Annotated in this window: 28 protein-coding genes and 1 tRNA gene; 21 read left to right on the forward strand and 8 right to left on the reverse strand. The window is 57.5% G+C overall.

Annotated features, from left to right (window positions below):
- Positions 1–88: 88 nt before the first annotated feature.
- Both upp and AO242_RS23030 read left to right on the forward strand, forming a co-directional pair.
- Positions 89–727 carry a uracil phosphoribosyltransferase gene (gene upp, locus AO242_RS23025; protein WP_027902892.1) on the forward strand — a complete coding sequence of 213 codons (639 nt, stop codon included), beginning with the start codon at positions 89–91 and terminating at the stop codon, positions 725–727.
- Positions 727–1,989 (forward strand): uracil-xanthine permease family protein, encoded by a 1,263-nt coding sequence (locus AO242_RS23030; protein WP_099270492.1) that lies wholly within the window; start codon positions 727–729, stop codon positions 1,987–1,989. Before upp ends, AO242_RS23030 begins: the two co-directional genes overlap by 1 nt.
- 110 nt (positions 1,990–2,099) lie before the next feature.
- On the opposite strand, the gene hemH is transcribed toward AO242_RS23030, so the two are convergent.
- Both hemH and AO242_RS23040 read right to left on the reverse strand, forming a co-directional pair.
- The gene (hemH, locus tag AO242_RS23035) at positions 2,100–3,125 is read right to left on the reverse strand and encodes a ferrochelatase (protein WP_027902890.1); all 1,026 of its coding nucleotides are present in this window, start codon (positions 3,123–3,125) and stop codon (positions 2,100–2,102) included.
- A gap of 13 nt (positions 3,126–3,138) precedes the next feature.
- Positions 3,139–4,041: a TIGR01777 family oxidoreductase gene (locus AO242_RS23040; protein ID WP_099270493.1), complete on the reverse strand. Its 903-nt coding sequence runs from the start codon at positions 4,039–4,041 to the stop codon at positions 3,139–3,141.
- Positions 4,042–4,320: 279 nt separating this feature from the next.
- Here AO242_RS23040 and AO242_RS23045 point away from each other — a divergent pair, with 279 nt between their 5' ends.
- The 12 genes from AO242_RS23045 to AO242_RS23100 all read left to right on the forward strand — a co-directional run bounded on the left by AO242_RS23045 (position 4,321) and on the right by AO242_RS23100 (position 14,462).
- Positions 4,321–5,307, forward strand: a complete 987-nt coding sequence (locus tag AO242_RS23045) for an NAD(P)/FAD-dependent oxidoreductase (RefSeq protein WP_099270494.1) — start codon at positions 4,321–4,323, stop codon at positions 5,305–5,307.
- Positions 5,304–5,519 carry a TIGR02450 family Trp-rich protein gene (locus AO242_RS23050; protein ID WP_027902887.1) on the forward strand — a complete coding sequence of 72 codons (216 nt, stop codon included), beginning with the start codon at positions 5,304–5,306 and terminating at the stop codon, positions 5,517–5,519. The genes AO242_RS23045 and AO242_RS23050 overlap by 4 nt, the downstream gene beginning before the upstream one ends.
- A gap of 243 nt (positions 5,520–5,762) precedes the next feature.
- Entirely contained in the window at positions 5,763–6,725 is a 963-nt protein-coding gene (locus tag AO242_RS23055; RefSeq protein WP_099270495.1) for a YbgA family protein, read from the forward strand.
- A 2-nt stretch (positions 6,726–6,727) separates the two neighbouring features.
- Complete coding sequence (locus AO242_RS23060) at positions 6,728–7,666, forward strand: MerR family transcriptional regulator (RefSeq protein WP_099270496.1); 939 nt, start codon at positions 6,728–6,730, stop codon at positions 7,664–7,666.
- Positions 7,667–7,675: 9 nt separating this feature from the next.
- Positions 7,676–9,124 (forward strand): deoxyribodipyrimidine photo-lyase, encoded by a 1,449-nt coding sequence (gene phrB, locus AO242_RS23065; protein ID WP_099270497.1) that lies wholly within the window; start codon positions 7,676–7,678, stop codon positions 9,122–9,124.
- Entirely contained in the window at positions 9,117–9,539 is a 423-nt protein-coding gene (locus tag AO242_RS23070) for a nuclear transport factor 2 family protein (protein WP_099270498.1), read from the forward strand. Before phrB ends, AO242_RS23070 begins: the two co-directional genes overlap by 8 nt.
- Positions 9,536–10,324 carry an SDR family NAD(P)-dependent oxidoreductase gene (locus AO242_RS23075; protein WP_099270499.1) on the forward strand — a complete coding sequence of 263 codons (789 nt, stop codon included), beginning with the start codon at positions 9,536–9,538 and terminating at the stop codon, positions 10,322–10,324. Before AO242_RS23070 ends, AO242_RS23075 begins: the two co-directional genes overlap by 4 nt.
- Positions 10,321–11,568: an NAD(P)/FAD-dependent oxidoreductase gene (locus AO242_RS23080; protein WP_099270500.1), complete on the forward strand. Its 1,248-nt coding sequence runs from the start codon at positions 10,321–10,323 to the stop codon at positions 11,566–11,568. The genes AO242_RS23075 and AO242_RS23080 overlap by 4 nt, the downstream gene beginning before the upstream one ends.
- The gene (locus AO242_RS23085; protein ID WP_099270501.1) at positions 11,565–12,365 is read left to right on the forward strand and encodes a DUF1365 domain-containing protein; all 801 of its coding nucleotides are present in this window, start codon (positions 11,565–11,567) and stop codon (positions 12,363–12,365) included. The genes AO242_RS23080 and AO242_RS23085 overlap by 4 nt, the downstream gene beginning before the upstream one ends.
- On the forward strand, positions 12,352–13,617 hold the full coding sequence (locus tag AO242_RS23090) for an SAM-dependent methyltransferase (protein ID WP_027902879.1): 1,266 nt from the start codon (positions 12,352–12,354) through the stop codon (positions 13,615–13,617). Before AO242_RS23085 ends, AO242_RS23090 begins: the two co-directional genes overlap by 14 nt.
- Complete coding sequence (locus AO242_RS23095; protein ID WP_099270502.1) at positions 13,610–14,131, forward strand: DUF2878 domain-containing protein; 522 nt, start codon at positions 13,610–13,612, stop codon at positions 14,129–14,131. Before AO242_RS23090 ends, AO242_RS23095 begins: the two co-directional genes overlap by 8 nt.
- Before the next feature lie 31 nt (positions 14,132–14,162).
- Positions 14,163–14,462 carry a YkgJ family cysteine cluster protein gene (locus AO242_RS23100; protein ID WP_373562250.1) on the forward strand — a complete coding sequence of 100 codons (300 nt, stop codon included), beginning with the start codon at positions 14,163–14,165 and terminating at the stop codon, positions 14,460–14,462.
- Between the two features lie 126 nt (positions 14,463–14,588).
- On the opposite strand, the gene AO242_RS23105 is transcribed toward AO242_RS23100, so the two are convergent.
- The 6 genes from AO242_RS23105 to hemA all read right to left on the reverse strand — a co-directional run bounded on the left by AO242_RS23105 (position 14,589) and on the right by hemA (position 19,959).
- The gene (locus tag AO242_RS23105; protein WP_027902876.1) at positions 14,589–15,107 is read right to left on the reverse strand and encodes an acyloxyacyl hydrolase; all 519 of its coding nucleotides are present in this window, start codon (positions 15,105–15,107) and stop codon (positions 14,589–14,591) included.
- Positions 15,108–15,223: 116 nt separating this feature from the next.
- Positions 15,224–16,024, reverse strand: coding sequence for a glutamate racemase (murI, locus tag AO242_RS23110; protein ID WP_099270504.1), 801 nt, complete (start codon positions 16,022–16,024; stop codon positions 15,224–15,226).
- Positions 16,017–16,775 carry a molybdopterin-synthase adenylyltransferase MoeB gene (locus AO242_RS23115; protein WP_099270505.1) on the reverse strand — a complete coding sequence of 253 codons (759 nt, stop codon included), beginning with the start codon at positions 16,773–16,775 and terminating at the stop codon, positions 16,017–16,019. The genes murI and AO242_RS23115 overlap by 8 nt, the downstream gene beginning before the upstream one ends.
- A complete protein-coding gene (gene prmC / locus AO242_RS23120) occupies positions 16,769–17,602 on the reverse strand; it encodes a peptide chain release factor N(5)-glutamine methyltransferase (RefSeq protein WP_027902873.1) in 834 nt (277 codons plus the stop codon). The genes AO242_RS23115 and prmC overlap by 7 nt, the downstream gene beginning before the upstream one ends.
- Positions 17,603–18,685 carry a peptide chain release factor 1 gene (gene prfA / locus AO242_RS23125; RefSeq protein WP_099270506.1) on the reverse strand — a complete coding sequence of 361 codons (1,083 nt, stop codon included), beginning with the start codon at positions 18,683–18,685 and terminating at the stop codon, positions 17,603–17,605.
- Positions 18,682–19,959, reverse strand: coding sequence for a glutamyl-tRNA reductase (hemA, locus tag AO242_RS23130; RefSeq protein WP_027902871.1), 1,278 nt, complete (start codon positions 19,957–19,959; stop codon positions 18,682–18,684). The genes prfA and hemA overlap by 4 nt, the downstream gene beginning before the upstream one ends.
- A gap of 226 nt (positions 19,960–20,185) precedes the next feature.
- On the opposite strand from hemA, the gene AO242_RS23135 reads away from it, so the two are divergent.
- From AO242_RS23135 to pth, 7 genes are all read left to right on the forward strand, one after another.
- The gene (locus tag AO242_RS23135) at positions 20,186–21,913 is read left to right on the forward strand and encodes a tetratricopeptide repeat protein (protein WP_099270507.1); all 1,728 of its coding nucleotides are present in this window, start codon (positions 20,186–20,188) and stop codon (positions 21,911–21,913) included.
- A 4-nt stretch (positions 21,914–21,917) separates the two neighbouring features.
- On the forward strand, positions 21,918–22,535 hold the full coding sequence (gene lolB, locus AO242_RS23140; protein WP_027902869.1) for a lipoprotein insertase outer membrane protein LolB: 618 nt from the start codon (positions 21,918–21,920) through the stop codon (positions 22,533–22,535).
- 2 nt (positions 22,536–22,537) lie between these two features.
- Entirely contained in the window at positions 22,538–23,389 is an 852-nt protein-coding gene (ispE, locus tag AO242_RS23145) for a 4-(cytidine 5'-diphospho)-2-C-methyl-D-erythritol kinase (RefSeq protein ID WP_099270508.1), read from the forward strand.
- A gap of 38 nt (positions 23,390–23,427) precedes the next feature.
- Positions 23,428–23,502 (forward strand) — tRNA-Gln (locus AO242_RS23150).
- Positions 23,503–23,548: 46 nt separating this feature from the next.
- Entirely contained in the window at positions 23,549–24,490 is a 942-nt protein-coding gene (locus tag AO242_RS23155; RefSeq protein WP_002552145.1) for a ribose-phosphate pyrophosphokinase, read from the forward strand.
- Positions 24,491–24,628: 138 nt separating this feature from the next.
- Positions 24,629–25,237, forward strand: coding sequence for a 50S ribosomal protein L25/general stress protein Ctc (locus AO242_RS23160; protein WP_027902867.1), 609 nt, complete (start codon positions 24,629–24,631; stop codon positions 25,235–25,237).
- A gap of 162 nt (positions 25,238–25,399) precedes the next feature.
- On the forward strand, positions 25,400–25,984 hold the full coding sequence (pth, locus tag AO242_RS23165; RefSeq protein ID WP_027902866.1) for an aminoacyl-tRNA hydrolase: 585 nt from the start codon (positions 25,400–25,402) through the stop codon (positions 25,982–25,984).
- The last annotated feature ends 21 nt before the right edge of the window (positions 25,985–26,005 follow it).

Raw genomic sequence — 26,005 nt, forward strand, 5'->3', positions numbered from 1 at the left:
GTCTGAAAACACCGCAAGGCACGTAGGACAGTAACAGCTGAATAGATTAACCTAGGCCGTTTTTTTGCCCACGCCGGAGCTTTTTCCTATGCCTATTCGTGAGATCCGCCATCCGCTGATCCGCCACAAGCTCGGCCTGATGCGCCGCGCCGATATCAGCACCAAGAACTTCCGTGAGCTGGCTCAGGAAGTCGGTGCCCTGCTCACCTATGAAGCCACCTCCGATCTGCCGCTGGAGACCTACGATATCCAGGGTTGGGCGGGTACTGTCCCGGTCGAAAAGATCGCAGGCAAGAAGATCACTGTCGTACCGATTCTGCGCGCTGGTATCGGCATGCTCGACGGCGTGCTCAGCCTGATTCCGGGCGCCAAAGTCAGCGCCGTGGGTGTGGCACGCAACGAGGAAACCCTCGAAGCCCATACTTATCTGGAAAAACTGGTTCCGGAAATCGACGAACGTCTGGCCATGATCATTGACCCGATGCTCGCTACCGGCGGATCGATGGTTGCCACGATCAACCTGTTGAAAAAAGCCGGCTGCAAGGAAATCCGCGCCATGGTGCTGGTTGCTGCACCGGAAGGTATCGCAGTAGTTGAAGCCGCCCACCCGGACGTCATGATCTACACCGCCTCCATCGACGAACGCCTCAATGAGCACGGCTATATCATCCCGGGCCTTGGCGATGCCGGTGACAAGATTTTCGGCACCAAGCAAAAGGACGCGTGATGAGGCAGGACGAGTTCAACGATCCACTGTGGCGCACCGTGCTGTCCGGTGCGCAGATGCTCTTCGTGGCATTCGGCGCGCTGGTATTGATGCCGCTGATCACAGGGCTGGACCCTAACGTCGCACTGTTTACCGCTGGCCTGGGTACATTGCTGTTTCAAATCGTCACCGGGCGTCAGGTGCCGGTGTTCCTGGCGTCGAGCTTCGCGTTCATCACCCCCATTATTCTTGCCAAAGGCCAGTTCGGCCTCGCGGCGACCATGGGCGGGGTCATGGCGGCGGGTTTCGTTTACACCTTTCTCGGCCTGGCCGTGAAGATCAAAGGCACTGGCTTCATTGACCGACTGCTGCCGCCGGTGGTTATCGGTCCGGTGATCATCTCCATCGGCCTGGCGATGGCACCCATTGCCGCGAATATGGCCATGGGTAAAAGCGGCGACGGCGCGGAACTGATTCCATACAGCACCGCGATGCTGATCTCGATGCCTGCGCTGCTGACCACGTTGATCGTGGCCGTGTTCGGCAAGGGCATTTTCCGTCTGGTGCCTATTATCTCCGGCGTACTGGTGGGCTTTGCGCTGTCGTTCTACTTTGGCGTCGTCGACACGGCAAAAATCGCCGGGGCGCCTTGGCTGGCTTTGCCTGCGTTCACCGCTCCAGAGTTCAACTGGCAGGCGATTCTGTTCATCGTCCCTGTGGCGCTGGCGCCCGCCATTGAGCACATCGGCGGTGTGATCGCAGTGGGCAGCGTGACAGGCCGTGATTACCTGAAGAAGCCAGGCCTGCATCGCACGCTATTCGGGGACGGCATTGCTACCACCGCGGCGGGCCTGTTTGGCGGCCCACCCAACACCACCTACGCCGAAGTCACGGGCGCAGTGATGCTGACCAAAAACTACAACCCGAAAATCATGACCTGGGCGGCTGTGTTTGCGATCACCCTGGCATTCATCGGCAAGTTCGGTGCGCTGCTGCAAAGCATTCCGGTGCCGGTGATGGGCGGGATTCTCTGCCTGCTGTTCGGTTCGATTGCGGCGGTGGGCATGAACACCCTGATACGCCACAAGGTCGACCTGGCCGAAGCCCGCAACCTGGTGATCGTTTCAGTGACGCTGGTGTTTGGTATCGGCGGCGTGTTGATCGGAACGGGCAACGGCCCGGACGATTTCGGCCTGAAGGGTATTGCCCTGTGCGCGGTAACAGCTATCGCGCTGAACCTGCTATTGCCGGGCAATGACGGGTGGAAGAACAAGCAGGAATGAAAAACTGTAGGAGCCGAGCTTGCTCGCGATAGGGCTGGACGCGATTCACTTTAGATCGCGCGGCCATTATCGCGAGCAAGCTCAGCTCCCACAGATTCAGCCTTGCAGCTTCACAACATCAATGGCGCCCGCTCGCACAGTTTGTTCAATGCCGCGGCCCAGTTCGGGTCATCGTTCAGGCACGGTATCAAGGTCAACTCCTCTCCCCCGGCAGCCTTGAACTGCTCCGCACCGCGATCACCGATTTCTTCCAGCGTTTCGATGCAGTCCGCAACAAATGCCGGGCACATCACCAGCAACTTCTTCACGCCCTGAGCAGCCAGTTCTTCCAGCCGCGCTTCGGTGTAGGGTTCGATCCACTTGGCCCGGCCCAGTCGCGACTGGAACGACACCGACCACTTGCCATCGGCAATGCCCATCTGCTTCGCAAACACGGCTGCCGAACGCAGGCATTGTGCGCGATAGCAGGTAGCAAGTACTTCTGGCGAAGCGTTCTTGCAACAGTCGGCATCCTTGAAGCAGTGATTGCCGGTTGGATCAAGTTTGGTCAGGTGTCGCTCGGGCAAACCGTGGAAGCTCAGCAGCAGGTGATCATGGGGCTGCTCAAGATGAGGTTTTACGCTTGCAACCAAAGCGTCGATATATTCCGGCTGATCATAAAACGCCTGCAGTACAGAGAACTTCACGTTCAGTGACTTGGCCTTCACAACCCGTTTGGCCTCCTCGATCACCGTAGTCACCGTACTGTCGGCAAACTGCGGGTAAAGCGGAGCCAGGGTAATTTTGCTGATGCCCTGAGCTGCCAATCGGGTCAGCACGGTTTCAATGGACGGCTCACCGTAACGCATGGCCAGTTCAACCGGGCCTTGTGTCCATTCTTTAGTCATGGCCTGGTGCAAACGCTTGCTCAGTACCACCAGCGGTGAGCCTTCGTCCCACCAGATAGAGGCATAGGCATGGGCGGACTGCTCAGGTCGCTTGATCAGAATCAGCGACACCAGCAGCCGTCGCACCGGCCACGGCAGATCAATGACGTAGGGGTCCATCAGGAACTGGTTGAGATACCGGCGAACATCAGCCACAGACGTGGAGGCTGGTGAACCCAGATTGACCAGCAACAGCGCGTGATCGGTCATGCAACATCCTATTTCAGTGGCGGCCGAGGAAATCGTCCAGGGCGGCGTGCAGTTCGGTAAATTTGAATGTGAAACCGGCTTCTTCCAGTCGGGCAGGTCGAGCGCGTTGACCGCCCAATAGCAAAACAGACAATTCGCCCAACAAGATTTTCAAGACCAGTGCAGGCAACGGCATGAAAGCAGGACGGTGCAGGACACCGGCAAGTGTTTTGGCAAACTCATGATTGCGGACCGGGTGGGGAGCGCAAAGATTATAGGGGCCCTGTGCGTCACTCTTGTGCAACAGAAAATCAATCGCGGCGATTTGGTCTTTGATGTGTATCCACGGCATCCACTGCCGACCGTTGCCGATGGGCCCGCCCAGGCCGAATTTGAAGGGCGGCAGCAGCCGCTGCAACATACCGCCATCACTGGAGAGCACCAGGCCGGTCCGAATGATCACCACTCGCACGCCCAAGGCCTCGGCTCGCTGCGCCGTTTCTTCCCAGGCGTCGCACAGATGACTGGCGAAATCTTCTTTCACCGGCAGAGAAGTTTCGTCCAGCTCACGCTCGCCACCGTCGCCGTACCAACCCACTGCCGAGCCGCTGATCAGCAGCTGTGGCTTCTGCGAACGTTGCTCCATCCAGCTCAGCAATTGTTCGGTCAAGCCAATACGGCTGTCCCACAATTGGGTTCGGCGCTTGCGCGTCCAGGGCCGGTCAGCAATGGGCGCGCCTGCAAGATTGACCACCGCGTCCAGCGGTTGATCATTCAACTCACTGAGTTGGGCGATACCTCGCACTCCGCTGCCACACAATCGCGGTACTTCATCAGGCCTGCGGCTCCAGACCGTGATCTGATGACCCTGTTGAGTGCAGAACTGGCAGAGTTGTCGTCCTATCAGACCAGTACCGCCGGTCAGCAATATGTGCATGGCAGGTTTCCTTGCGTGGCGTTCACGAGCTTTCGGTAGTCTATTTTTTATGCGTCAACAGATGGCTTATGAACCATAGGCCAAACATTGCCAGGAAGCGTCCGGACTGTCCGTATGGATAGTTGCCTGTCGCCTTCAAGTATCAGATTTTAGATCTCGAGCCGTACGAGACAGGCTATGCAGGCCCCAGGCTGTAATCGAAGCAAGTTATACCAAAAAACAATATTGTACAGGTTTTAACTACGGCGTAGTCTGTGCAGACAAGGTAACGAGGCCCCTATGACTGTACCTATCGCAATCATCGGTACCGGCATCGCCGGACTCTCCGCGGCCCAAGCGCTCCATGCTGCCGGGCACTCGGTTCATCTTTTCGACAAAAGCCGCGGCAGTGGCGGAAGGATGTCCAGCAAACGCAGTGATGCAGGCTCGCTCGATATGGGCGCGCAATATTTCACTGCTCGCGACCGGCGCTTCATGGCTGCGGTGCAGCAGTGGCAACTTCAGGGTTGCGCGGCTCAATGGACGCCATCACTTTACAACTCCCACGTCGGACAGCTCAGCCCGTCACCCGACGAACAGGTTCGCTGGGTCGGCCAACCCGGCATGAGCGCCATTACTCGCGCCATGCTGGGCGACTTGCCGGTGTCGTTCTCCTGCCGGATCACCGAAGTCTTTCGTGGCGAGCAGCACTGGAGTCTGCAAGACGCAGAGGGCCAGAGTCACGGCCCATTCAGTCATGTGATCATCGCCACGCCCGCTCCCCAGGCAACGGCATTACTGGCCAGCGCGCCAAAACTTGCAGGTGCTGCCGCCAGCGTGAAAATGGACCCGACCTGGGCCGTGGCGCTGGGGTTCAGCAGCCCGTTGCAAACGCCTTTGGAAGGCTGCTTCGTACAGGACAGCCCCATTGACTGGCTTGCTCGAAATCGCAGCAAACCCGAGCGCGATACCACTCTGGACACTTGGGTGCTGCACGCTACCAGCGCCTGGAGCCGACAGCACATCGACATGCCCAAGGAAGAAGTCATCGAGCATTTACACGGCGCGTTTGCCGAACTGATTGGCTGCGCAGTGCCTGCACCGACATTCAGCCTGACGCACCGCTGGCTCTATGCCCGCCCTGCCACGGCTCACGAATGGGGTGCGCTTTCAGATCCTGATCAGGGCATTTATGTGTGCGGCGACTGGTGCTTGTCAGGCCGCGTCGAAGGCGCCTGGCTCAGCGGCCAGGAGGCAGCGCGTCGCTTGCTGGAACACCTCAATTGAACCGCCTCAATCCGCGCAAGCTGCTGCTGTCGAAATGGACAGCCGCTCAGCCGGTCAACCGCGAAAAGCATTTTCTGGTCACTGAGTTGTTTCGGGACGACGAAGGCACAGTGCTTGAAATCGAGCTGCAAGCGGTGCTGACACAACGCAGTGAACGCTTGCCCTGGCAGACGTTGCAGGACGCTGACACCTGGAAGATGGGCTGGAAATAACCCAAGGCCTGACTGGCGCCCTCCGTAGGACCGGCTTCAGCCGGGAGGACGTCGGATAATTCTCTAAATTTCCTTCGGTAGAAATACTGCTCTCCCGGCTAAAGCCGGTCCTACAAGGGCGGGGAGCGCTGACCCACCCCATACAAACCCTATACAAACCATTTGACTTGTACAGCATTGAACCTATGATGAACCGAAGTTGTACAGCGAATAACCTCTGTACAATTATGTTCCGAGGTTTGCATGCTTTCTCCTGCAGTCCATAAACCGAAACTCGGCATCAGTGCCTGCCTCATGGGCGACGAGGTACGGTTCAATGGTGGTCATAAAGAATCCCATTTATGCACCCGCGAGCTGAGTCGATATTTCGAGTTCGTCACCGCGTGCCCGGAAGTGGCCATCGGCATGGGCATCCCCCGCGAACCCATCCGTCTGGTAGGCGATGCGCAAAGCCCTCAGGCTGTCGGAACGGTAAACAAAGCGCTGAACGTTACCCAGCCTCTGGCCGACTACGGGGTAAAGATGGCCGAGGAACTGGGGGATATCTGCGGCTATATCTTCATGCAGAAGTCGCCGTCCTGTGGGCTTGAGCGAGTCAAGGTCTACACGGAAAACGGCGCTCCCGTTGAGGGAGGTGGACGCGGGATTTATGCTCAGGCGTTTTGCGAACTGCACCCCAATCTCCCGGTAGAAGAAGACGGCCGCCTCAACGACGCGGTGTTGCGCGAAAACTTCATCACCCGCGTGTTTGCCTATGCCGCGTGGCAAGACTTGCTCAAGGCAGGTATCACGCGCCGCAGCCTGACCGAATTTCACTCGCGTTATAAATATCAGCTCATGGCCAACGACCCGGTGCAGTACAAAGTACTGGGCAATTTTCTGGGCAGCATGGGCCGCAGCGATCCCAACGAGATCGCACCGCGCTATTTCAGCGACTTGATGGCGGCCCTGAAAAAACCCGCTACCCGCCGCACCCATACCAATGTCCTGCAGCACATCAGCGGCTATCTGAAACAGACCCTGAACGCGGCGGACAAGCAGGAAATGCAGCAAATCATCGCCCAATACCATCAAGGCATCGTGCCGTTGATCGTGCCCTTGACGCTGCTCAAACACCACTTCCGCCAACATCCTGATCCTTACGTGGCCTTGCAGGTTTACATGCAGCCGCACCCGGAAAACCTCAGCCTGCGGAATGCGATCTGAACATGAACAACACACTGCATGTGATCCCTGCGCCCGAGCCAACCGATGAAGACCCGGGGGTTGAAGGCGGCTGGTTGCCGATACGGGAAGTCGCCCGTCAGACCGGAGTCAACGCAGTCACGTTGCGTGCGTGGGAACGTCGCTATGGGCTGATCGTGCCGCACCGTACGCCGAAAGGGCATCGACTGTATTCCGGCGAGCATGTCCAACGGGTGATGAACATTCTCACCTGGCTCAATCGTGGCGTATCGGTCAGCCAGGTAAAAAACCTCATCGACAGCCGCCAACCGGACACCAGCGTCGCCGGTAACGATTGGGACGATTTGCGTCACAACCTGATCAAGGCCATCAGCGAACTGGCAGAGCGCAGGGTTGACGACCTGTTCAACCAGGCCATGTCGCTTTACCCACCGCGAACTGTCTGCGAACAACTGTTGATGCCGTTGCTGACAGAGCTTGAATTTCGCTGGCAGGGACACTTCGGCGGGCAAATGGAGCAGGTGTTCTTCTACTCCTGGCTGCGCAGCAAATTCGGTGCCCGGATTTACCACAATAACCGTCAGCTCAGCGGTAAGCCGGTATTGCTGGTCAACCATTCTGATTCACCGCTGGAGCCGCACCTGTGGCTCAGCGCCTGGCTGATCAGCAGCGCCGATTGCCCGGTTGAGGTTTTCGATTGGCCGCTGCCCAACGGTGAACTTTCGCTGGCTGCCGAGTTGCTTAAACCGCGAGCGGTATTGCTGTATTCCAGCAAAGCATTGAATCCCGGCCAGCTCCCAAAATTGCTCAGTAACGTTCAGTGCCCGACCGTACTTGCCGGTGCCTGTGTCCGTATACATTGCGACGACCTCGCCATGACGATCAACAAGATAGAAGGCCTGCACCTGGCCGAAGACCCGCTGGGCGCCCTCGCCGCTTTGCAGCTACTGGATCTTATCTAAGGAATAAACATGCAACTGCTATGGCTGCGCAGCGATTTGCGCATTCACGACAATACCGCCCTGACCGCTGCCATAGAGCAGGGTCCGGTGGTGGCTGTTTACCTGATCAGCCCCACGCAATGGCGCAGCCACGACGACGCCCCCTGCAAAGTAGATTTCTGGCTGCGCAATCTGGTCGAGCTGCAAAAAGCCTTGGGCGAATTGAACGTGCCATTGCTGATCCGCGAGGCCGACAGCTGGGATGAAGCACCACGAGTGCTGCTGGAACTGTGTCGCGAGCACAATATCCAGTCCGTACATGCCAACGAAGAATACGGTATCAACGAAACCCGCCGGGACGCCGCCGTCGCCGATGCGCTTGAGGACGCCGACATTCAGTGGCGCAGCTATCTGGATCAGCTGTTTTTCAAACCTGGCACGGTGCTGACCAAGACCGGCACCTACTTCCAGGTGTTCAGCCAGTTCCGCAAAGTCTGCTACGCCCGCATGCACCAAGCCATGCCGCCGCTGATTCACTTGCCGAAACCTCAGGCAGCGCTGGATATAAAAAGTGATCGCGTCCCCGAACAGGTAGAGGGATTCGCCACGCCTCCTCAGGCACTGCAAGCCTTGTGGCCTGCTGGTGAGGACGAAGCGCGTCGGCGACTGGCCGCCTTCAGCGATGAGCAGATTGATTACTATCGCTCCGAGCGTGACTTTCCGGCCAAACCCGGCACCAGTCAGTTGTCGGCGTACCTGGCTGCTGGCGTGATATCGCCGCGCCAATGCCTGCATGCGGCCTTGAGCAGCAATCAGGGTGAGTTCGAGACAGGCAGCGTCGGCGCAGTCACCTGGATCAACGAGTTGCTCTGGCGTGAATTCTATAAACACATTCTGGTGGGCTTCCCTCGAGTATCGCGGTATCGCGCTTTTCGCCCGGAAACCGAAGCCCTGAAATGGCGTGATGCCCCCGAGGAGCTGGCCGCCTGGAAAGAAGCGCGCACAGGCCTGCCGATCATTGACGCCGCCATGCGCCAGTTGCTGGAAACCGGCTGGATGCATAACCGCCTGCGCATGGTCGTGGCGATGTTCCTGACCAAGAATCTGCTAATTGACTGGCGCGAAGGCGAACGCTTTTTCATGCAGCACCTGATCGACGGCGATCTGGCCGCCAATAACGGTGGCTGGCAGTGGAGCTCGTCGACGGGTACCGATTCATCGCCGTATTTCCGGATATTCAATCCGTTGTCGCAATCCGAGAAGTTCGACCCTGAAGGTTTGTTCCTGAAGAAGTGGTTGCCCGAACTGACCGACCTCAACAAAAAAGAAGTGCATAACCCGGCGGCGTCTGGCGGCCTGTTTGGTGTGGCTAGTTATCCCAAACCGATTGTCGACCTGAGTAGCAGCCGCGCCCGCGCGTTGGCTGCGTTCAAGGCTTTGCCTCATCGCCAGCCCGCGGCAGAGGTTGCTGATGACTGATTTCCTGCGGCGCTTTGCTCATGAATTTGCAGCTCTGGACAAGAACAGTCTGGACCGCCTCGGTGACCTGTACAGCGACGATGTGCAGTTCACCGATCCGCTGCACCAGATTCACGGGCTGCCGCAGATGCGTCGTTATTTCGCCGAGTTGTACGCCAATGTCAGCGATCTGCGTTTTGACTTTCATGGGTTTGACCAGGTCAGCGAGGGCAGCGGTTATCTGCGCTGGACAATGAGCTACTCCCATCCGCGCCTTGTCAGAGGAAAGACGATCCGGGTTGAGGGCTGCTCGCATCTGCTCTGGCGCGACAAGGTTTATCAACATCGTGACTATTTCGATGCAGGCGCTTTGCTGTACGAGCACTTGCCGATCATGGGCCAGCTGATTGCCTGGCTGAAAAGGAGATTGGGATGAGTGATTCGAACGTGCGACGTATCTGGTTGACCGGTGCCAGCAGCGGCATTGGCCTGGCGCTCGCCGAAGAGCTGCTCGTCGCCGGTCACAAGCTGGCGCTGACGGCTCGAACTCTGGGCCCGCTCGAAGAGCTGGACCGACGTTTTCCCGGGCAAGTCCTGCTCGTACCAGGGGATTTGACCGATGGCGAACAAATCACCGCAATCGGTGATCGCATTGGCCAGACGTGGGGGGCCCTGGACAGCGCGATCATCAACGCTGGCACGTGCGAATACATTGACACCAACCATTTCGATGCCGCGCTGCTTGAGCGAGTGGTTCGTACCAATCTGCTGGCCAGTTCCTACTGCGTGCAAGAAGCATTATTGCTGCTGCGCAAAGGCAACAAGCCGCATCTGGTGGGCGTGTGCAGTTCGGTGACCTATCTGCCGCTCACCCGCAGTGAGGCTTACGGCGCATCCAAGGCCGGCATGCGTTATTTGTTCGAATCCCTGCGAATCGATCTGGCCCACGAAAATATCGACGTCACCGTCGTCAGCCCAGGCTTTGTCGATACCCCGCTGACAGCTAAAAACGACTTCGCCATGCCCATGCGCTGGCCGGTCAAAAAAGCCGCGAAATACATCTCCGAGCGCTTGCAGCGGACACGTCGCCCGATGGAAATCGCATTCCCCGGATTGTTCATTTTGACTCTGCGTTTATTGGCGCTGCTCCCTACCCGTCTGCAACTTGCGTTAGGCAAACGCATGGCCCGCTCAGCGGCTCAACACAAGGACGCCCAATGAAGATCGCCATCATCGGCAGTGGTATTGCGGGCCTGACCAGCGCTTATCTGCTCAACCGTTCTCACGACATCACGGTGTTCGAGGCGGCAGACTGGATTGGCGGGCATACCCATACCGTTGATGTAAACGTGAATGGCCGCGATTACGCCATTGATACCGGCTTTATCGTGTTCAACGACTGGACCTATCCAAATTTCATCCGCTTGCTCGGCCAACTGGACGTTACCTTCAAGCCCACCGAAATGAGCTTCTCCGTCACCGATCCTAAGACCCGGACCGAATACAACGGTAATAACCTAAACAGCCTGTTTGCCCAGCGCAGCAACCTGTTGTCCCTGAGTTTCTGGGGAATGCTGCGCGACATTCTGCGTTTTAACCGCGAAGCGCTGGCCGATCTGGAAAGCCAGCGGATCGCTCAAGACACCACCCTGGGTGAGTACCTGCGCAGCCGCGGTTACGGCGAGCGCTTTATTGATCACTACATCGTGCCCATGGGCGCGGCGATCTGGTCCATGTCCCTGGCAGACATGCTCGCCTTCCCGCTGCAATTCTTCGTGCGGTTCTTCAAGAATCATGGCTTGTTATCCGTCAGCAATCGGCCGCAATGGTGCGTCATCGAAGGCGGTTCCAGCCGTTACATCGAGCCGTTGACAGCGTCGTTTGCCGAGCGGATTCGTTTGTCGTGCCCGGTCAATCGCGTTGAGCGGGATGCAGAAGGCGTGACCGTTCACAGCGCCGCAGGCAGTGAGCGCTTTGACAAAGTCGTGTTTGCCTGCCACAGCGATCAGGCCCTGAAAATGCTTGCGCAGCCGAGCGCCGCCGAGCAGGAAATCCTGGGTGCCCTGCCCTACGCCGAAAATGACGTGGTGCTACACACAGACACCCGCCTGTTGCCCAAGCGACCGCTGGCCTGGGCCAGCTGGAACTATCGACTCGGCGGCGGCAAGCAACAATTGGCCGCTGTGACCTATGACATGAACATCCTGCAGGGCATCGACAGCGACACGACCTTTTGCGTCAGCCTCAATCAGACCGAAGCCATCGACCCGAACAAAATTCTTGCCCGCTATACCTACTCCCATCCGCAGTACAGCCTGGCAGGCGTAGACGCTCAGGCGCGCTGGCCTGAACTGGATGGCGTTAACCATACCTGGTTTTGCGGCGCTTACTGGGCCAATGGCTTTCATGAAGACGGCGTGGTCAGCGGCCTTCGGGTTGCCTCGGCGTTGGGCGAATCATTGTGAACAGCGCCCTGTACAGCGGCTGGATAGCCCACCGGCGCTTTGCGCCGCGGGCTCATGACTTTCGTTATCGGATCGGCCTGCTGTATCTGGATCTGGATGAACAGCGCGAGGTATTGAAAGCCTCTCCCCTCGCAGGTAAAAGTCGCTGGTCGCCGTTTTCATTCCGGGAAACGGATTACCTGCGTGAACTTACGCGCAAAGGCATACCACTGACAGACGCCGTCCGTGAACGCATTGGTCAAGCCATCGGCCATGTTCCGCAGGGCAAAATCTGCCTGCTGACTCAAGCGCGCAGTTGGGGCCTGGCCTTTAATCCAGTGAGCTTTTTTTATTGCTTTGAAGAGGATGGCGCGCTGGCGGCGATTCTCTGTGAAGTCAGCAATACACCGTGGCGCGAGCGCTACCACTATGTATTACCTGCTGACGGTGAAGGGCATCAGCACTTCGCCGTAGCCAAGGCCTTCCACGTTTCGCCGTTCCTGCCCCGCGATCTTGAATACCGGATGAGTTTCAGTCCGCCCGGCGAGCGTCTCGGCGTTCACATGGCAGACTGGCAAGGCGATCTGAAAATGTTCGACGCCACGCTTAACCTGCAACGCCAGGACCTGACAAGAAGCAATCTGCATCGTTATTTACTGGCTTTTCCATGGATGACCGCCAAAACCTGCCTGGCGATTTACTGGCAAGCATTGCGTCTATTTTTGAAACGCGTTCCACTTTTCTCTCATCAGGCCGCTGACGGCGACTACCGCACTGCCGCCACGCAATTGAAGGGTAAACCCCATGAAAAGCAGTAGCAGTTTTTCGGCCAATCTGGGCACCAACAGCCTGACCGCCAACATCCTGCGGCGCGGCGTGCTACGCCAGCTTGCCCGGTTGCGCAGCGGCCAACTGGTCGTCAATGAAGGCGATGAGCGCCATGTATTCGGCGTGGCAGGGGCCGTTGTCCAGGGCGAGATCCAGATTCTCGACTCAGCCACCTGGGGCATGGTCGCCAGTAATGGCTCCATTGGCGCAGGCGAAGCCTACATTCATGGCTACTGGACCTCGCCGGACCTGACTGCCGTCATCAGGGTTTTCGTCAGCAACCTGGATGTGCTGGACGCGATGGAAGGCGGAATAGCACGGCTGGGCCGCCCCTTCATTCAGGCGTTGCACTGGCTGAATCGCAATACCCGTGAAGGCTCGCAGAAAAATATCGCCGCCCATTACGATCTGGGCAACGAGCTGTTCAAGCAGTTTCTTGACCCCACCATGATGTATTCGGCGGCGCAGTTCCTGACGCCTGAAGACACCCTGGAACAGGCGCAGTTGAACAAGCTGGAACGAATTTGTCAGAAGCTGGCGTTGAAACCCGAGGACCACCTGCTGGAAATCGGTACCGGCTGGGGCAGCATGGCGATTTACGCTGCGCAGCACTATGGCTGCAAAGTCACCACGACGACACTGTCCCAAGAGCAGTTCGCCTACACCGAGGAGCGAATTGCGACGCTGGGCCTGAAAGATCAGATCACCCTGCTGCTCAAGGACTATCGGGACCTTACCGGACAGTTCGACAAGCTGGTCTCGATTGAAATGATTGAAGCGGTCGGCCACCGGTTTCTGCCAACTTACTTCAAGCAATGCGCCCACCTGCTCAAGGACAACGGCCTGATGTTGCTGCAAGCCATCACCATCCGCGAGCAGCGCTACGAACAGGCCAAAGGCAGTGTCGACTTTATCCAGCGCTATATTTTTCCCGGTGGCGCGCTGCCGTCGGTGCACAAAATGCTGGAAATTGTCGGTCGCGACACTGACATGAACCTGCTGCATATGGAGGATTTTGGCCTGCATTACGCGCGCACCCTGCGCATCTGGCATGACAACTTCCGCCACGCTCATGGTTACCTCGCAGAGCTGGGCTACGACGACTACTTCCTGCGGCTGTGGGAGTTTTACCTGTGCTACTGCGAGGGTGGTTTCCTGGAACGTACCATCGGCACCGCGCAGTTGCTGCTGGCCAAACCCTGCGCATCGCCACAGCCGCTGTTGGGCCGCTTCAATGCTTAAGCAGATCGCCAATGCCGTGCTTTTCCAGCTCGGCTGGTTTGCCTGCGTGCTGGGCGGTAATAGTTATTGGCTGTTGATCCCGGTTGGCGTCCTGCTCATTCATCTGCTGTGGATAAGTTCGTGGACGGCCGAAGGTAAATTATTGCTGTGGATAACCGGCCTGGGCACCTTGCTGGACAGCGGGCTGATGCTGCTCGGTGTCTTCGACTTTGGCAGCCAGGGCTTGCTGATCCCGCTGTGGCTGATTCTGCTGTGGGCAGTATTGGGCACTACGCTCAGGCATTGCCTGGCCTGGACCGCAAAACCGTGGTGGCGCGCCAGTATCCTTGGAGCGATTGGCGGGCCGATGTCGTATTACGCCGGTTCGCAGCTGGCTGGCGTGCAGCTGCCGCTGGGTTTATGGCCGAGCATGGCACTGCTGGCGATGCTATGGGCCGTAGTGTTTGCGCTGCTGCAATGGCTATCCGGTCGATTGCTCGCCGGTCATTCAGTCAACATGCCCGCCTCGCGCTGACATACACTGCGCGCCTATGACTGCCACCCTGATCCCGACCCGCCCGATTACCACCGAAACCGCCATCACCTGCTCAACCTGCGCGGCCTGTTGCTGCCAGCTTGAGGTCATGCTGATTACGGACACCGGCGTGCCTGAACGCTTTATCGATACAGACGACTGGGGCGGCGAAGTCATGCTGCGTCTCGACGACGGCTGGTGCGCCGCGCTGGATCGCAACACGATGATGTGCACCATCTATGAGAAACGTCCGCTGATCTGCCGGGAGTTTGAGACCGGTTCAGAGGAGTGCATGCATGAAAGGCTGGGGATTGAAGGGGCTTACTTGTAGTTGTAGCCGAAGCCTACACAGATCCGTAGGACCGGCTTTAGCCGGGAGTGGGTTGTCCAAAAAAAACATATGCGTCGAGCTTCCTGGCCCTCTCCCGGCTAAAGCCGGTCCTACAAATAGTCGAGATTAGAGCGGCATCGTGTAATGCAATGCGTAGCTCTCAATACCGTCGTTTGGCTCTTTGATACCAGCGTTCGAGTAGTGGGTCGCACGGATGCCAATTTCATGACCGCCGTTGAAGCGCACGCCAAAGCCGATACGGTCTTCAAAGTTGAAAGCCGAACCCAGTTTGTTGTCTTCGATTTGCGTATTCGAGAATACAGCGACACCGATACCGGCTTCGATGTATGGCTTCACGTTCTGGCCAGCGAATTCGTAAACAAATACCGGGGAGAACGAAAGGCTGTTGTTGCTGGAACGCTTGTCGCCATCCCAGTACGTGTAAGCGCCATCCCAATAACCGGTCAGGCGACCTACATCGCTCTGCAGCCAGCTTTTATCCCAATCAAACTTCATGCCCAGGCGGTAAGTCTGGGTCGTCTGGCCCGTCTGACCGACCGAAAACTCAACGCCAGCGGCTTGAGTAAGTGAAGTTTGCCCCATCAACGCAGCCGCAAGCGCAGCCAAACACAACAGACGCTTCATCAGAAACTTCCTATTTCGAATGCAATTATTAGGTGTTTTTGCAGATAACCGACTTGCTATAGAAATCCGGCGTGGAACGTTAGTTCCAATGCCATGCAAAGCTTTTCACGATTTTTTTACAAATCGAAGAATCGCACATTGTCAGATTTTTTCCATAGTGTAGGTAGGATGTTTCCGAAATTATACAAATCAGCGCTGGTCCAGAACTGCGTTTCCTGGGCGTTTCCATCGTGCAGGAGGCCGTGTTGAGCCAACAACCGCTGGAGCTGGCGAGCCACGGCGTGACCGGTGTCGATCAAGATGACCGATTCCGGAATCATTTCCCGCAGCAGAGGTTTGAGGAAGGGATAGTGGGTACAGCCGAGGATGATCGTGTCGCAGCCCTCGGCGAGAAGCGGTTCGACATAGCCCCGCAGCAGGGCACGAATGGTCGGGCTGAACAGATCGCCCGCTTCGATCAGTTCCACCAGGCCAGGGCACGGCTGCGTCACGACCCGTACATCACCCGCGAAACGGTCGAGCAAGGCGGCGAACTTCGCGCTTTGCAAAGTACCGGTGGTAGCGAGCACCCCAACCACACCACTGCGGGTCGCAGCCGCCGCCGGTTTGACCGCAGGCTCCATTCCGATAATCGGCCAGTCAGGATAATGTTCACGCAATTGAGCGGCGGCAGCGGCAGTCGCGGTGTTGCAGGCCAGCACCAGTGCCTTGGCCCCTTGCTCGCGAAAGAATTGCGCGATGATCATGCAGCGTTCGCGGATGAACTCCGGGGTTTTCTCTCCGTAAGGGATATGCCCGCAGTCCGCGACGTACAGCAGCGACTCGTTGGGTAACAGGTTGTGAATCTCGCCCAGCACCGACAAGCCACCTACGCCGGAATCAAATACGCCCACCGGCGCATCGCTGGCTTTACTCATGCTGCCCTGCACCGCAGACGCTACACCCCGGATCACGCTTGACCTTCAATTCACGAAAGCGGGTGCTCAGCGCGTCAATCAACAACAAACGCCCCACCAGCGGCTCACCGAAACCGACTAGTACTTTGAGTGCTTCAAGGGCCTGCAGGCTGCCGACCAATCCCACAAGAGGCCCGATCACACCGGCTTCGCTACAGGTCAGCTCGGCTTCGCTGCCGTGACCGTATAAACAGTGGTAGCAAGGGCTTTCAGGTCGACGTGGATCGAACACCGACAACTGCCCTTCCAGGCGAATGGCCGCACCGCTGACCAAGGGGGTTCTGGCCGCCACACAGGCGGCATTGACCGCACCACGAGTCGCGAAATTGTCTGAGCAATCGAGTACCAGATCGACACCCTCGACGGCCGTCGCCAGGGAATCGACATCCAGCGCGGCGCGATGAGGGACAAGAGATATCTCAGGATTGATTGCAGTCAGACGAGCGATGGCCGAATCCACCTTGCTCTGCCCGACTGTCTGGCTGTCGTGAATAATCTGGCGTTGCAGGTTCGTCAGGTCAACGGTATCGAAGTCGGCCAGGTGCAATTCGCCAACACCTGCGGCGGCCAGATACAAGGCAACGGGAGAGCCCAGGCCACCGAGGCCCACGATCAGCACCCGGCTTTGCTTGAGTTTGAACTGACCTTCGATATCGACGTGCTGCAGCAGAATCTGTCGGCTATAGCGCAACAGTTCCTGATCACTCAGCACGGCAGACGCCCAAAGGTAATGCGCTCATGGTCGCCCAGGTCGCGGCGGGTCTGAATCTTCTCAAAACCATGGCGGCTCAACAGCTCGCGGACCGCTGCGCCCTGATCGTAGCCGTGTTCCAGCAGCAACCAGCCATCGTCGTTCAAGTAGTTGGGGGCCTGCTCGATGATCATGCGCAGATCATCCAGACCATCCGACCCTGCCACCAGCGCGCTGCTGGGCTCGAAACGCACGTCGCCCGCCGCCAGATGCGGATCTTCGGCAGCGATGTACGGCGGGTTACTGATGATCAGATCGAAACGCTGACCCTCAAGAGAGCTGAACCAGTGACTGCTCAGCACCCTGGCGTTGTCCAGATGCAGACGTTGACGATTGCGCTCGGCCAACGCCACGGCTTCAAGCACCCGATCCACCGCCGTCACTTGCCAGACCGGCCGCTCGCTGGCCAGAGCCAACGCAATAGCGCCAGTACCGGTGCCCAGGTCGAGCACACGAGTGGGCGCAAAGGCAGGCACCAGTTCCAGCGCGGCCTCAACCAGCATTTCGGTTTCCGGACGTGGAATCAATGTATGAGGCGCGACGTCAAGATCCAGCTTCCAGAACCCCTGCTGCCCCAGAATGTAGGCCACGGGTTCACCGGTACGACGGCGCTGCAGATGGGAAGCAAAGGTCAGTGCGGCTTCGCTGCTGACAATTCGCTCCGGCCAGGTATGCAGGAAACTGCGCGGTTTACCCAGCGCAGCCGCCAGAAGCAGCTCAGCATCAAGACGGGCAGTTGGTGAATCAGGAAGCTCGGCGCTTCTTAACAGGCTGGCGATGATGGTCATTTACTCACCCAGTGCCGCTAGTTGGTCTGCCTGATATTCGGCAAGTAGCGGCTCTATCACTGCATCGACACCACCGGCTAAAACTTCATCCAGCGAATACAAGGTCAAATTCACGCGGTGATCCGTTACTCGCCCCTGAGGGAAGTTATAAGTCCGGATACGCTCGGATCGATCACCCGAGCCCACCAGCAGTTTACGCTCACTGGCAATTGCATTGGCAGCAGCGCTGGTTTGCTGGTCGTTCAGTTTGGCAGATAGCCAGGACATCGCACGGGCACGGTTCTTGTGCTGCGAGCGCTCTTCCTGGCACTCGACGACAATACCCGACGGAAGGTGAGTAATGCGAATCGCCGAGTCGGTCTTGTTGACGTGCTGACCACCCGCGCCCGATGAGCGATAGGTGTCAACACGCAGGTCCGCAGGATTGATTTCGATTGCCTGTTGCTCGTCCGGCTCAGGCAGAACGGCTACTGTGCAGGCGGAAGTATGGATACGACCCTGGGATTCTGTTTCCGGAACCCGCTGCACGCGATGCGCACCGGACTCGAATTTGAGCTTGCCGTAAACGTTCTCGCCTTCAACCCGGGCAATCACCTCTTTATAGCCGCCATGCTCGCCTTCGTTTTCGGACAGAATCTCTACCCGCCAACCACGGCGCTCGGCATAACGCGAATACATGCGGAACAGATCGCCGGAAAAAATCGCCGCCTCATCGCCACCGGTCCCGGCGCGAATTTCGAGGAAAACGTTACGCCCGTCATTCGGGTCCTTGGGCAGCAGCATGCGTTGCAGCTGGCTTTCCAGATCGGCGAGCAACTGCTTGGTCTCGCGGACTTCCTCCACCGCCATTTCACGCATGTCCGGATCGCTGTCCTTGAGCAGTGCCTGAGCACCGTCCAGATCAGCCAAGGCCTTGAGCAGCTGTTTATAAGCAGCAACGATTGGCTCTACTTCAGCGTATTCCCTGGAGTACGCACGAAATTTGGTCTGATCCGAAATAATCTCGGCATCGCCAAGCAACGCGGTCAGTTCCTCGAAACGATCGCTGAGGATATCGAGTTTGTTGAGCAGTGAGGCTTTCATTGCGGGGGTTTATCCGTCGAGCCCTCACCGAGGGCAAAAAGTTCCTGGGCCATGGCCAGCGCGTCGAGGCGGCCTTCGGCAGAGAGTTTTTTCAACTGCACGCTCGGCGCGTGCAATAACTTGTTGGTCAACCCGCGCGCCAGCTGCACCAGCACGTCTTCGGCGTTGCCGCCGTTGGCCAGCATACGCTGGGCCTTGAGTAATTCTTCGTCGCGCAATCGCTCGCTTTGCTGCCGATAAGCCCTGAGCACGTCCACTGCGGCCAGTTCACGCAGGCGGAACATGAATTCATTGGCGCCCGTCGAGACCAGCTCTTCGGCTGCCATGGCAGCGCCCTGGCGACTCTTGAGGTTCTCGGCGACGACTTCATGCAAGTCGTCGACGGTATATAGATAGACGTCGTCCAGCTCGCCGACTTCGGGCTCGATGTCCCGTGGCACAGCGATATCGACCATGAAGATCGGCTTATGTTTGCGCAGCTTCAGGGCACTTTCAACTGCGCCCTTACCAAGAATCGGCAGTTGGCTGGCCGTCGAGCTGATCACAATGTCGCTATTGACCAGCTCTGCCGGGATGTCAGAGAGCAATACCGCATGAGCGCCAAATTCGGCAGCCAGAATACTCGCCCGCTCAAGGGTCCGGTTGGCAACCACGATGCGCTTGACGCCAAGGTCATGCAAATGACGCGCAACCAACGTGATGGTTTCACCCGCGCCGATCAGCAAAGCCTGGCTGCGTTGCAAATCACTGAAAATCTGTTTCGCCAGACTGACAGCGGCAAAAGCCACGGAAACCGGGTTTTCACCAATAGCGGTATCGGTGCGTACCTGCTTGGCAGCGCTGAACGTGGCCTGAAACAGTCGGCCCAGCAACGGACCGATGGTGCCGGCTTCCCGGGCCACGGCGTAGGCGGACTTCATCTGACCGAGAATCTGCGGCTCACCCAATACCAGCGAGTCGAGCCCGGAGGCGACTCGCATCATGTGACGAACAGCCGCATCGTCGGCGTGCACATAAGCACTCGCGCGCAGCTCATCCAGGCTCAAATGGTGATATTCGGCCAGCCAGGCGAGCACCGTCTCAGAACCGATCTGGTCCTGTTCGATGTACAACTCGCTACGGTTACACGTAGAAAGGATCGCAGCTTCGCGGCTATTGGTAAGGCGGCAAAGCTGCTGCAAGGCCTCAACCAGCTGCTCTGGCGTAAATGCCACGCGCTCGCGGACGTCTACTGAGGCAGTCTTATGGTTGATACCAAGTGCAAGGAAGGCCATTCAAGGTCGCTGATGGTGACGTGAAGCCGACAATTGTCCTACTTCAATAGACTCAGAACAACCACCGTTGACTATTGTCCTAATAGACTCACGCTGCAAACGCCCCGAAATGGCGCTTATGGCATAAACAAATATGCGTTCCGGCAGTTTTCCAACCGGCTGTGGGTTTGCTCCCAGCCTTGTGTCATGATGCTCAAAACCGCAGGTAAGTCGTCCCTTCTTATATATGAATAGATCCTCCGCGCTGTTTCTCGCCCTCGTCTTTCTCAGCGGTTGCCAGTCCATGGCTCCGGTTCAGCCGCAGACTACTCCTGCGCCGAAAGACACCGCCCCCGCACCTGAAGCCAAGCCTCAGGTCTACGGCTCGTTCACTCAGGAAACCCTCGTCAGCCTGCTGAGCGCGGAACTGGCTGGCCAGCGCAATCGTTTCGACATTGCCCTGGACAACTACGTGACCCAGGCGATCAACACTCAGGATCCGGGTGTTTCCGAGCGCGCATTCCGCATTGCCGAGTATCTGGGTGCCGATCAGGCGGCGCTGGACACTTCGCTGATCTGGGCCAGAAACGACCGGGAAAACCTTGAAGCACAGCGCGCAGCAGCCATTCAACTGGCTCGGGCGGGACGCTATGACGACTCCATGGTGTACATGGAAAAAGTCCTGCAAGGTCAAGGCGACACGCATTTCGACTTCCTGGCACTGTCAGCGGCGGAAACCAATCCGGAAACCCGCAACGCGCTGCTTACCAGCTTTGACCGACTGCTGGTCAAATACCCAAACAACGGACAGCTGATTTTCGGCAAGGCATTGCTGCTTCAACAGAACGGTGACGCACAAGCCTCACTGAAGCTGCTGGAAGATAATCCGCCTAAAGAAGGTGAAATTGCTCCGATACTGCTACGCGCTCGCCTGCTGCAAGGCTTGAACCGTGGCAAGGAAGCATTGCCGATCCTCGAAAAAAGCATCAAGAAATACCCGGACGACAAGCGCCTGCGCCTGACTTACGCCCGCATGCTGGTTGAACAGAACCGCATGGAAGACGCCAAAGTGCAGTTCTCCAGCCTTGTGCAGCAGTATCCAGATGACGATGAACTGCGTTTTTCCCTGGCGCTGGTCTGCCTTGAAGCCAAGGCGTGGGATGAAGCAGCAGGTTATCTGGAAGAGCTGATAGCCCGCGGCGCTCATGAGGATTCCGCGCACCTGAACCTGGGGCGCATCCATGAAGAGCGTAACGATCAACAAAGCGCACTTGCCGAATATGCCCAGGTTGGCCCCGGCCCGGATTATCTGTCCGCACAGTTACGTCAGGCCGATATTCTGATGAGCAACGGCAGCGCGGCCGAAGCTTCCAAACGTTTGTCAGAGGCTCGCGATTCACAACCTGACTACGCGATCCAGTTGTACCTGATCGAAGCCGAAACCCTGTCCAGCAACAATCAGGTGGATCGCGCCTGGCAGTTGCTGAATCAAGCGCTCAAGCAGTATCCGGATGACCTGAATCTGCTGTACACCCGCTCGATGATGGCGGAAAAACGCGGTGATCTGGCCCAGATGGAAAAAGACCTGCGCTCGATTCTCAAGCGTGAGCCGGAAAACGCCATGGCGTTGAATGCGCTGGGCTACACCCTTTCCGACCGCACCACGCGCTATGCAGAAGCCAAGGAGCTGATCGAAAGAGCCCACAAACTCAATCCGGAAGATCCTGCAGTCCTCGATAGCCTTGGCTGGGTAAACTACCGCCTGGGTAATCTGGACGAAGCCGAGCGCCTGCTGCGCCTGGCACTTGAACGCTTCCCCGATCATGAAGTGGCCGCCCACCTGGGCGAAGTGCTGTGGGCCAAAGGCGAGCAGCGCGAAGCCCGCAAAGTCTGGGGCAAAGCCCTTGAAGAACAACCTGACAGCCCTATTCTGCGCAGCACTCTGTTGCGCCTGACCGGATCCGAGACTCTTTAATTTTATGTTTTTGCGCCATGTAGTCGTATTCAGCCTCATCGCCCTGCTCGCCGGTTGCGCAGGCCTCACTTCCCGGGAAGCCGTCGAAGGCAAGGGAGACCCGGCGCAGTGGCGTCAGCACAAAGAACAACTGACCGCCCTCGACGGCTGGCAGATCAACGGCAAGGTCGGCATTCGCGCGCCAAAGGATTCAGGAAGCGGCACGCTGTTCTGGCTGCAACGCCAGGACTACTACGACATTCGTTTGTCCGGTCCACTGGGACGCGGCGCCGCACGCTTGACCGGCCGTCCCGGCAGCGTTGCGCTGGAAGTTGCCAACCAGGGTCGCTACGAGGCCCCCACTCCAGAGACACTGCTTGAAGAACAGCTCGGCTGGAAACTGCCCGTGTCGCATCTGGTCTGGTGGGTGCGCGGCCTGCCCGCCCCCGACAGCAAGAGTCGGCTGACACTTGATGGTGACAGTCGTCTGGCAAACCTTGAACAGGATGGCTGGCAGGTTGAATACCTGAGTTATGTCGAACAGAACGGTTATTGGTTGCCCGAGCGCGTCAAGCTGCACGGCCAGGACCTTGATGTCACGCTGGTGATCAAGGACTGGCAGCCACGCAAACTGGGTCAATAAGCATGAGCGATGCACGCCTGACCCTGCCCGCTCCTGCCAAACTGAATCTGATGCTGCACATTCTCGGCCGTCGCCCCGATGGCTATCACGAACTGCAAACCCTGTTTCAGTTCGTCGACTACGGCGATGACCTCAGCTTCGCCGTTCGCCAGGACGGTGAAATCCGCCTGCAGACCGATGTTCCCGGTGTTCCCCATGACAGCAACCTGATCGTCAAGGCAGCCCGGGCACTGCAACAACAATCGGGTTGCACCCTCGGCATGGACATCTGGCTGGAAAAGCGCTTGCCCATGGGCGGCGGAATCGGCGGCGGCAGCTCCGATGCAGCGACGACATTGCTGGGGTTGAACCATCTGTGGAATCTTGGCTGGGACGAAAATCGTCTCGCCGCGCTGGGCCTGACTCTCGGGGCAGACGTTCCGGTTTTCGTACGCGGACATGCCGCATTTGCTGAGGGTGTAGGGGAAAAACTCACCCCTGTAGACCCGGAAGAACCGTGGTATCTGGTACTCGTGCCGCAAGTATCTGTAAGTACAGCAGAAATTTTTTCAGATCCACTGTTGACACGTAACACTCCTCCCATTAAAGTGCGCCCCGTTCCCAAGGGAAACAGTCGAAATGACTGCTTACCGGTTGTAGCAAGGCGTTATCCAGAAGTACGTAACGCTTTGAATTTGTTAGGTAAATTTACCGAAGCAAAATTAACCGGAACTGGAAGTTGTGTGTTTGGGGCCTTCCCAAACAAAGCTGAAGCTGATAAAGTCTCGGCCCTTCTTACAGAGACCTTTACGGGGTTTGTAGCAAAAGGAAGCAACGTTTCGATGTTGCATCGCAAGCTGCAAAGTCTGCTCTAAAAAGGAACCGGGTACTGGGTACTCGTTGCAACAAATACAGGGGCGTCGCCAAGCGGTAAGGCAGCAGGTTTTGATCCTGCCATGCGTTGGTTCGAATCCAGCCGCCCCTGCCATTTTCCTATACTCATCCAGGTTACCCTCAGCCTTCAGGTACTGCGCGTGTCCAAGATGATGGTCTTTACGGGGAACGCTAACCCCGATCTGGCTCGACGTGTCGTACGTCAGCTGCATATCCCACTAGGTGATGTTTCTGTCGGCAAGTTTTCCGACGGCGAAATTTCTACTGAGATTAATGAAAACGTCCGCGGTAAAGACGTATTTATCATTCAGCCGACTTGCGCTCCGACCAACGATAACCTGATGGAACTGGTTGTGATGGCTGATGCCTTCCGCCGCTCCTCAGCGTCCCGAATCACTGCTGTGATTCCTTACTTTGGTTATGCCCGTCAGGATCGCCGTCCGCGTTCCGCACGTGTGGCTATCAGTGCGAAAGTTGTTGCTGACATGCTTACCGTAGTCGGGATCGATCGTGTTCTCACGGTTGATCTGCATGCTGACCAAATCCAGGGTTTCTTCGATATTCCGGTAGATAACATCTACGGCTCCCCGGTTCTGGTGGATGACATTGAAGATCAACGTTTCGAAAACCTGATGATCGTTTCCCCGGATATCGGCGGCGTCGTGCGTGCACGTGCTGTTGCGAAGTCTCTGGGTGTTGATCTCGGGATCATCGACAAGCGCCGTGAGAAAGCCAATCACTCTGAAGTGATGCATATCATCGGTGATGTCGAAGGGCGTACCTGTATTCTGGTCGATGACATGGTCGATACCGCCGGCACACTGTGCCATGCGGCCAAGGCCCTGAAAGAGCATGGCGCTGCCAAGGTCTTTGCCTACTGCACACACCCTGTGCTGTCGGGTCGGGCGATCGAAAACATTGAGAATTCCGTGCTGGATGAACTGGTGGTGACTAACACCATCCCGTTGTCCGCTGCAGCACAAGCCTGTAGCCGTATCCGTCAACTGGATATCGCTCCGGTAGTCGCTGAGGCGGTCCGCCGCATCAGCAACGAAGAATCGATCAGCGCGATGTTCCGCTAAGGGGTTTCCCTTAGCTGACACCCTGTTGACGAAAAGCGCCCCGCCCTGACATTCGGTCAGGGCGGGGCTTTTTTGCCCATATCGTCCTGACGTCGGTCGCAAACGTCAGGTCGAATGTGGCTAATTTGGAGATACAAAATGAACGATTTTACTTTGAATGCTGAACTGCGTTCCGACCTGGGGAAAGGTGCGAGCCGCCGCCTGCGTCGTCTCGCAAGCCTGGTTCCAGCTGTAGTTTACGGTGGCGACAAAGCCCCTGAATCCATCAGCCTGCTGGCCAAAGAAGTTGCAAAACTGCTGGAAAACGAAGCTTCGTACAGCCACATCATCGCGCTGACCGTTGATGGCAAAAAGCAAAACGTGATCATCAAAGCTCTGCAACGTCACCCGGCCAAAGGCCACGTGATGCACGCTGACTTCGTACGCGTTGTAGCTGGCCAGAAACTGACCGCTATCGTGCCTGTGCACTTCATCGGTGAAGAAGTTCCAGTCAAGAAAGGCGGCGAAGTTTCGCACGTTACTTCCGAGCTGGAAGTAAGCTGCCTGCCGAAAGATCTGCCTGAGTTCATCGAAGTAGACGTGTCTGCTCTGGAAATCGGTTCGATCGTTCACTTGTCCGACGTTAAAGCACCTAAAGGTGTTGAGTTCGTTGCTCTGGCGCACGGTAACGACCTGGCTGTTGCCAACGTCCACGCCCCACGCATCGCACCGACCGAAGACGAAGCAGAAGAAGGTACTGCCGAGTAATTCATTACTCGGTCATACCGGAGTTGCTCGGGAAACCGCTGTAAAAGTCAGGCAAAACGGGCAGGATCGCGGAGTTTACATCATGGTAAATGAGCAGTTTTCTTCCAGTTTTGCCGCTGTCTGCAGCGGCTTCAACCACAACTCCATAAAAGGGCCCCTGTCGTGACTGCCATACAACTGATCGTTGGCCTGGGAAATCCAGGCGCTGAATACGAACAGACCCGGCACAACGCAGGGGCTCTTTTTGTTGAGCGTATCGCTGACGCGCAACGAGTCAATCTCGTCGCCGAGCGCAAATTTTTTGGCCTGACCGCACGCTTCACTCATCAGGGTCAGGATGTTCGTCTGCTGATTCCCACTACCTACATGAACCGCAGCGGTCAGTCCGTGGCGGCGCTCGCTGGTTTCTACCGGATTCCGGTTGATGCCATCCTGGTGGCGCATGACGAACTCGATCTGCCACCGGGCGTTGCCAAGTTTAAACAGGGCGGCGGACATGGCGGACATAACGGGTTGCGGGACATCATCGCGCAGCTCGGCAATCAGAATACATTTCACCGCTTGCGGCTTGGCATCGGCCACCCGGGCGACGCCAATAAGGTCTCCGGTTTTGTTCTGGGTCGAGCGCCACGCGCCGAACAGGAGAAACTGGACGCCAGCATCGACTTTGCCCTCGGCGTGCTGCCGGATATCTTCGCCGGTGAATGGAACCGGGCGATGAAAAACCTGCACAGCCAGAAGGCCTGACATCACTCGAGGGGAAACACC

The organism is Pseudomonas sp. ICMP 561 (assembly GCF_002699985.1).
GTDB classification, from domain to species: domain Bacteria; phylum Pseudomonadota; class Gammaproteobacteria; order Pseudomonadales; family Pseudomonadaceae; genus Aquipseudomonas; species Aquipseudomonas quasicaspiana.

Coding starts and splice junctions, on each gene's coding strand:
- upp (WP_027902892.1), top strand. CDS start 89: ATGCCTATTCGTGAGATCCGCCATCCGCTGATCCGCCACAAGCTCGGC.
- AO242_RS23030 (WP_099270492.1), top strand. CDS start 727: ATGAGGCAGGACGAGTTCAACGATCCACTGTGGCGCACCGTGCTGTCC.
- hemH (WP_027902890.1), bottom strand. CDS start 3,125: ATGACCGATCACGCGCTGTTGCTGGTCAATCTGGGTTCACCAGCCTCC.
- AO242_RS23040 (WP_099270493.1), bottom strand. CDS start 4,041: ATGCACATATTGCTGACCGGCGGTACTGGTCTGATAGGACGACAACTC.
- AO242_RS23045 (WP_099270494.1), top strand. CDS start 4,321: ATGACTGTACCTATCGCAATCATCGGTACCGGCATCGCCGGACTCTCC.
- AO242_RS23055 (WP_099270495.1), top strand. CDS start 5,763: ATGCTTTCTCCTGCAGTCCATAAACCGAAACTCGGCATCAGTGCCTGC.
- AO242_RS23060 (WP_099270496.1), top strand. CDS start 6,728: ATGAACAACACACTGCATGTGATCCCTGCGCCCGAGCCAACCGATGAA.
- phrB (WP_099270497.1), top strand. CDS start 7,676: ATGCAACTGCTATGGCTGCGCAGCGATTTGCGCATTCACGACAATACC.
- AO242_RS23070 (WP_099270498.1), top strand. CDS start 9,117: ATGACTGATTTCCTGCGGCGCTTTGCTCATGAATTTGCAGCTCTGGAC.
- AO242_RS23075 (WP_099270499.1), top strand. CDS start 9,536: ATGAGTGATTCGAACGTGCGACGTATCTGGTTGACCGGTGCCAGCAGC.
- AO242_RS23080 (WP_099270500.1), top strand. CDS start 10,321: ATGAAGATCGCCATCATCGGCAGTGGTATTGCGGGCCTGACCAGCGCT.
- AO242_RS23090 (WP_027902879.1), top strand. CDS start 12,352: ATGAAAAGCAGTAGCAGTTTTTCGGCCAATCTGGGCACCAACAGCCTG.
- AO242_RS23095 (WP_099270502.1), top strand. CDS start 13,610: ATGCTTAAGCAGATCGCCAATGCCGTGCTTTTCCAGCTCGGCTGGTTT.
- AO242_RS23105 (WP_027902876.1), bottom strand. CDS start 15,107: ATGAAGCGTCTGTTGTGTTTGGCTGCGCTTGCGGCTGCGTTGATGGGG.
- murI (WP_099270504.1), bottom strand. CDS start 16,024: ATGAGTAAAGCCAGCGATGCGCCGGTGGGCGTATTTGATTCCGGCGTA.
- prmC (WP_027902873.1), bottom strand. CDS start 17,602: ATGACCATCATCGCCAGCCTGTTAAGAAGCGCCGAGCTTCCTGATTCA.
- prfA (WP_099270506.1), bottom strand. CDS start 18,685: ATGAAAGCCTCACTGCTCAACAAACTCGATATCCTCAGCGATCGTTTC.
- hemA (WP_027902871.1), bottom strand. CDS start 19,959: ATGGCCTTCCTTGCACTTGGTATCAACCATAAGACTGCCTCAGTAGAC.
- AO242_RS23135 (WP_099270507.1), top strand. CDS start 20,186: ATGAATAGATCCTCCGCGCTGTTTCTCGCCCTCGTCTTTCTCAGCGGT.
- lolB (WP_027902869.1), top strand. CDS start 21,918: ATGTTTTTGCGCCATGTAGTCGTATTCAGCCTCATCGCCCTGCTCGCC.
- ispE (WP_099270508.1), top strand. CDS start 22,538: ATGAGCGATGCACGCCTGACCCTGCCCGCTCCTGCCAAACTGAATCTG.
- AO242_RS23160 (WP_027902867.1), top strand. CDS start 24,629: ATGAACGATTTTACTTTGAATGCTGAACTGCGTTCCGACCTGGGGAAA.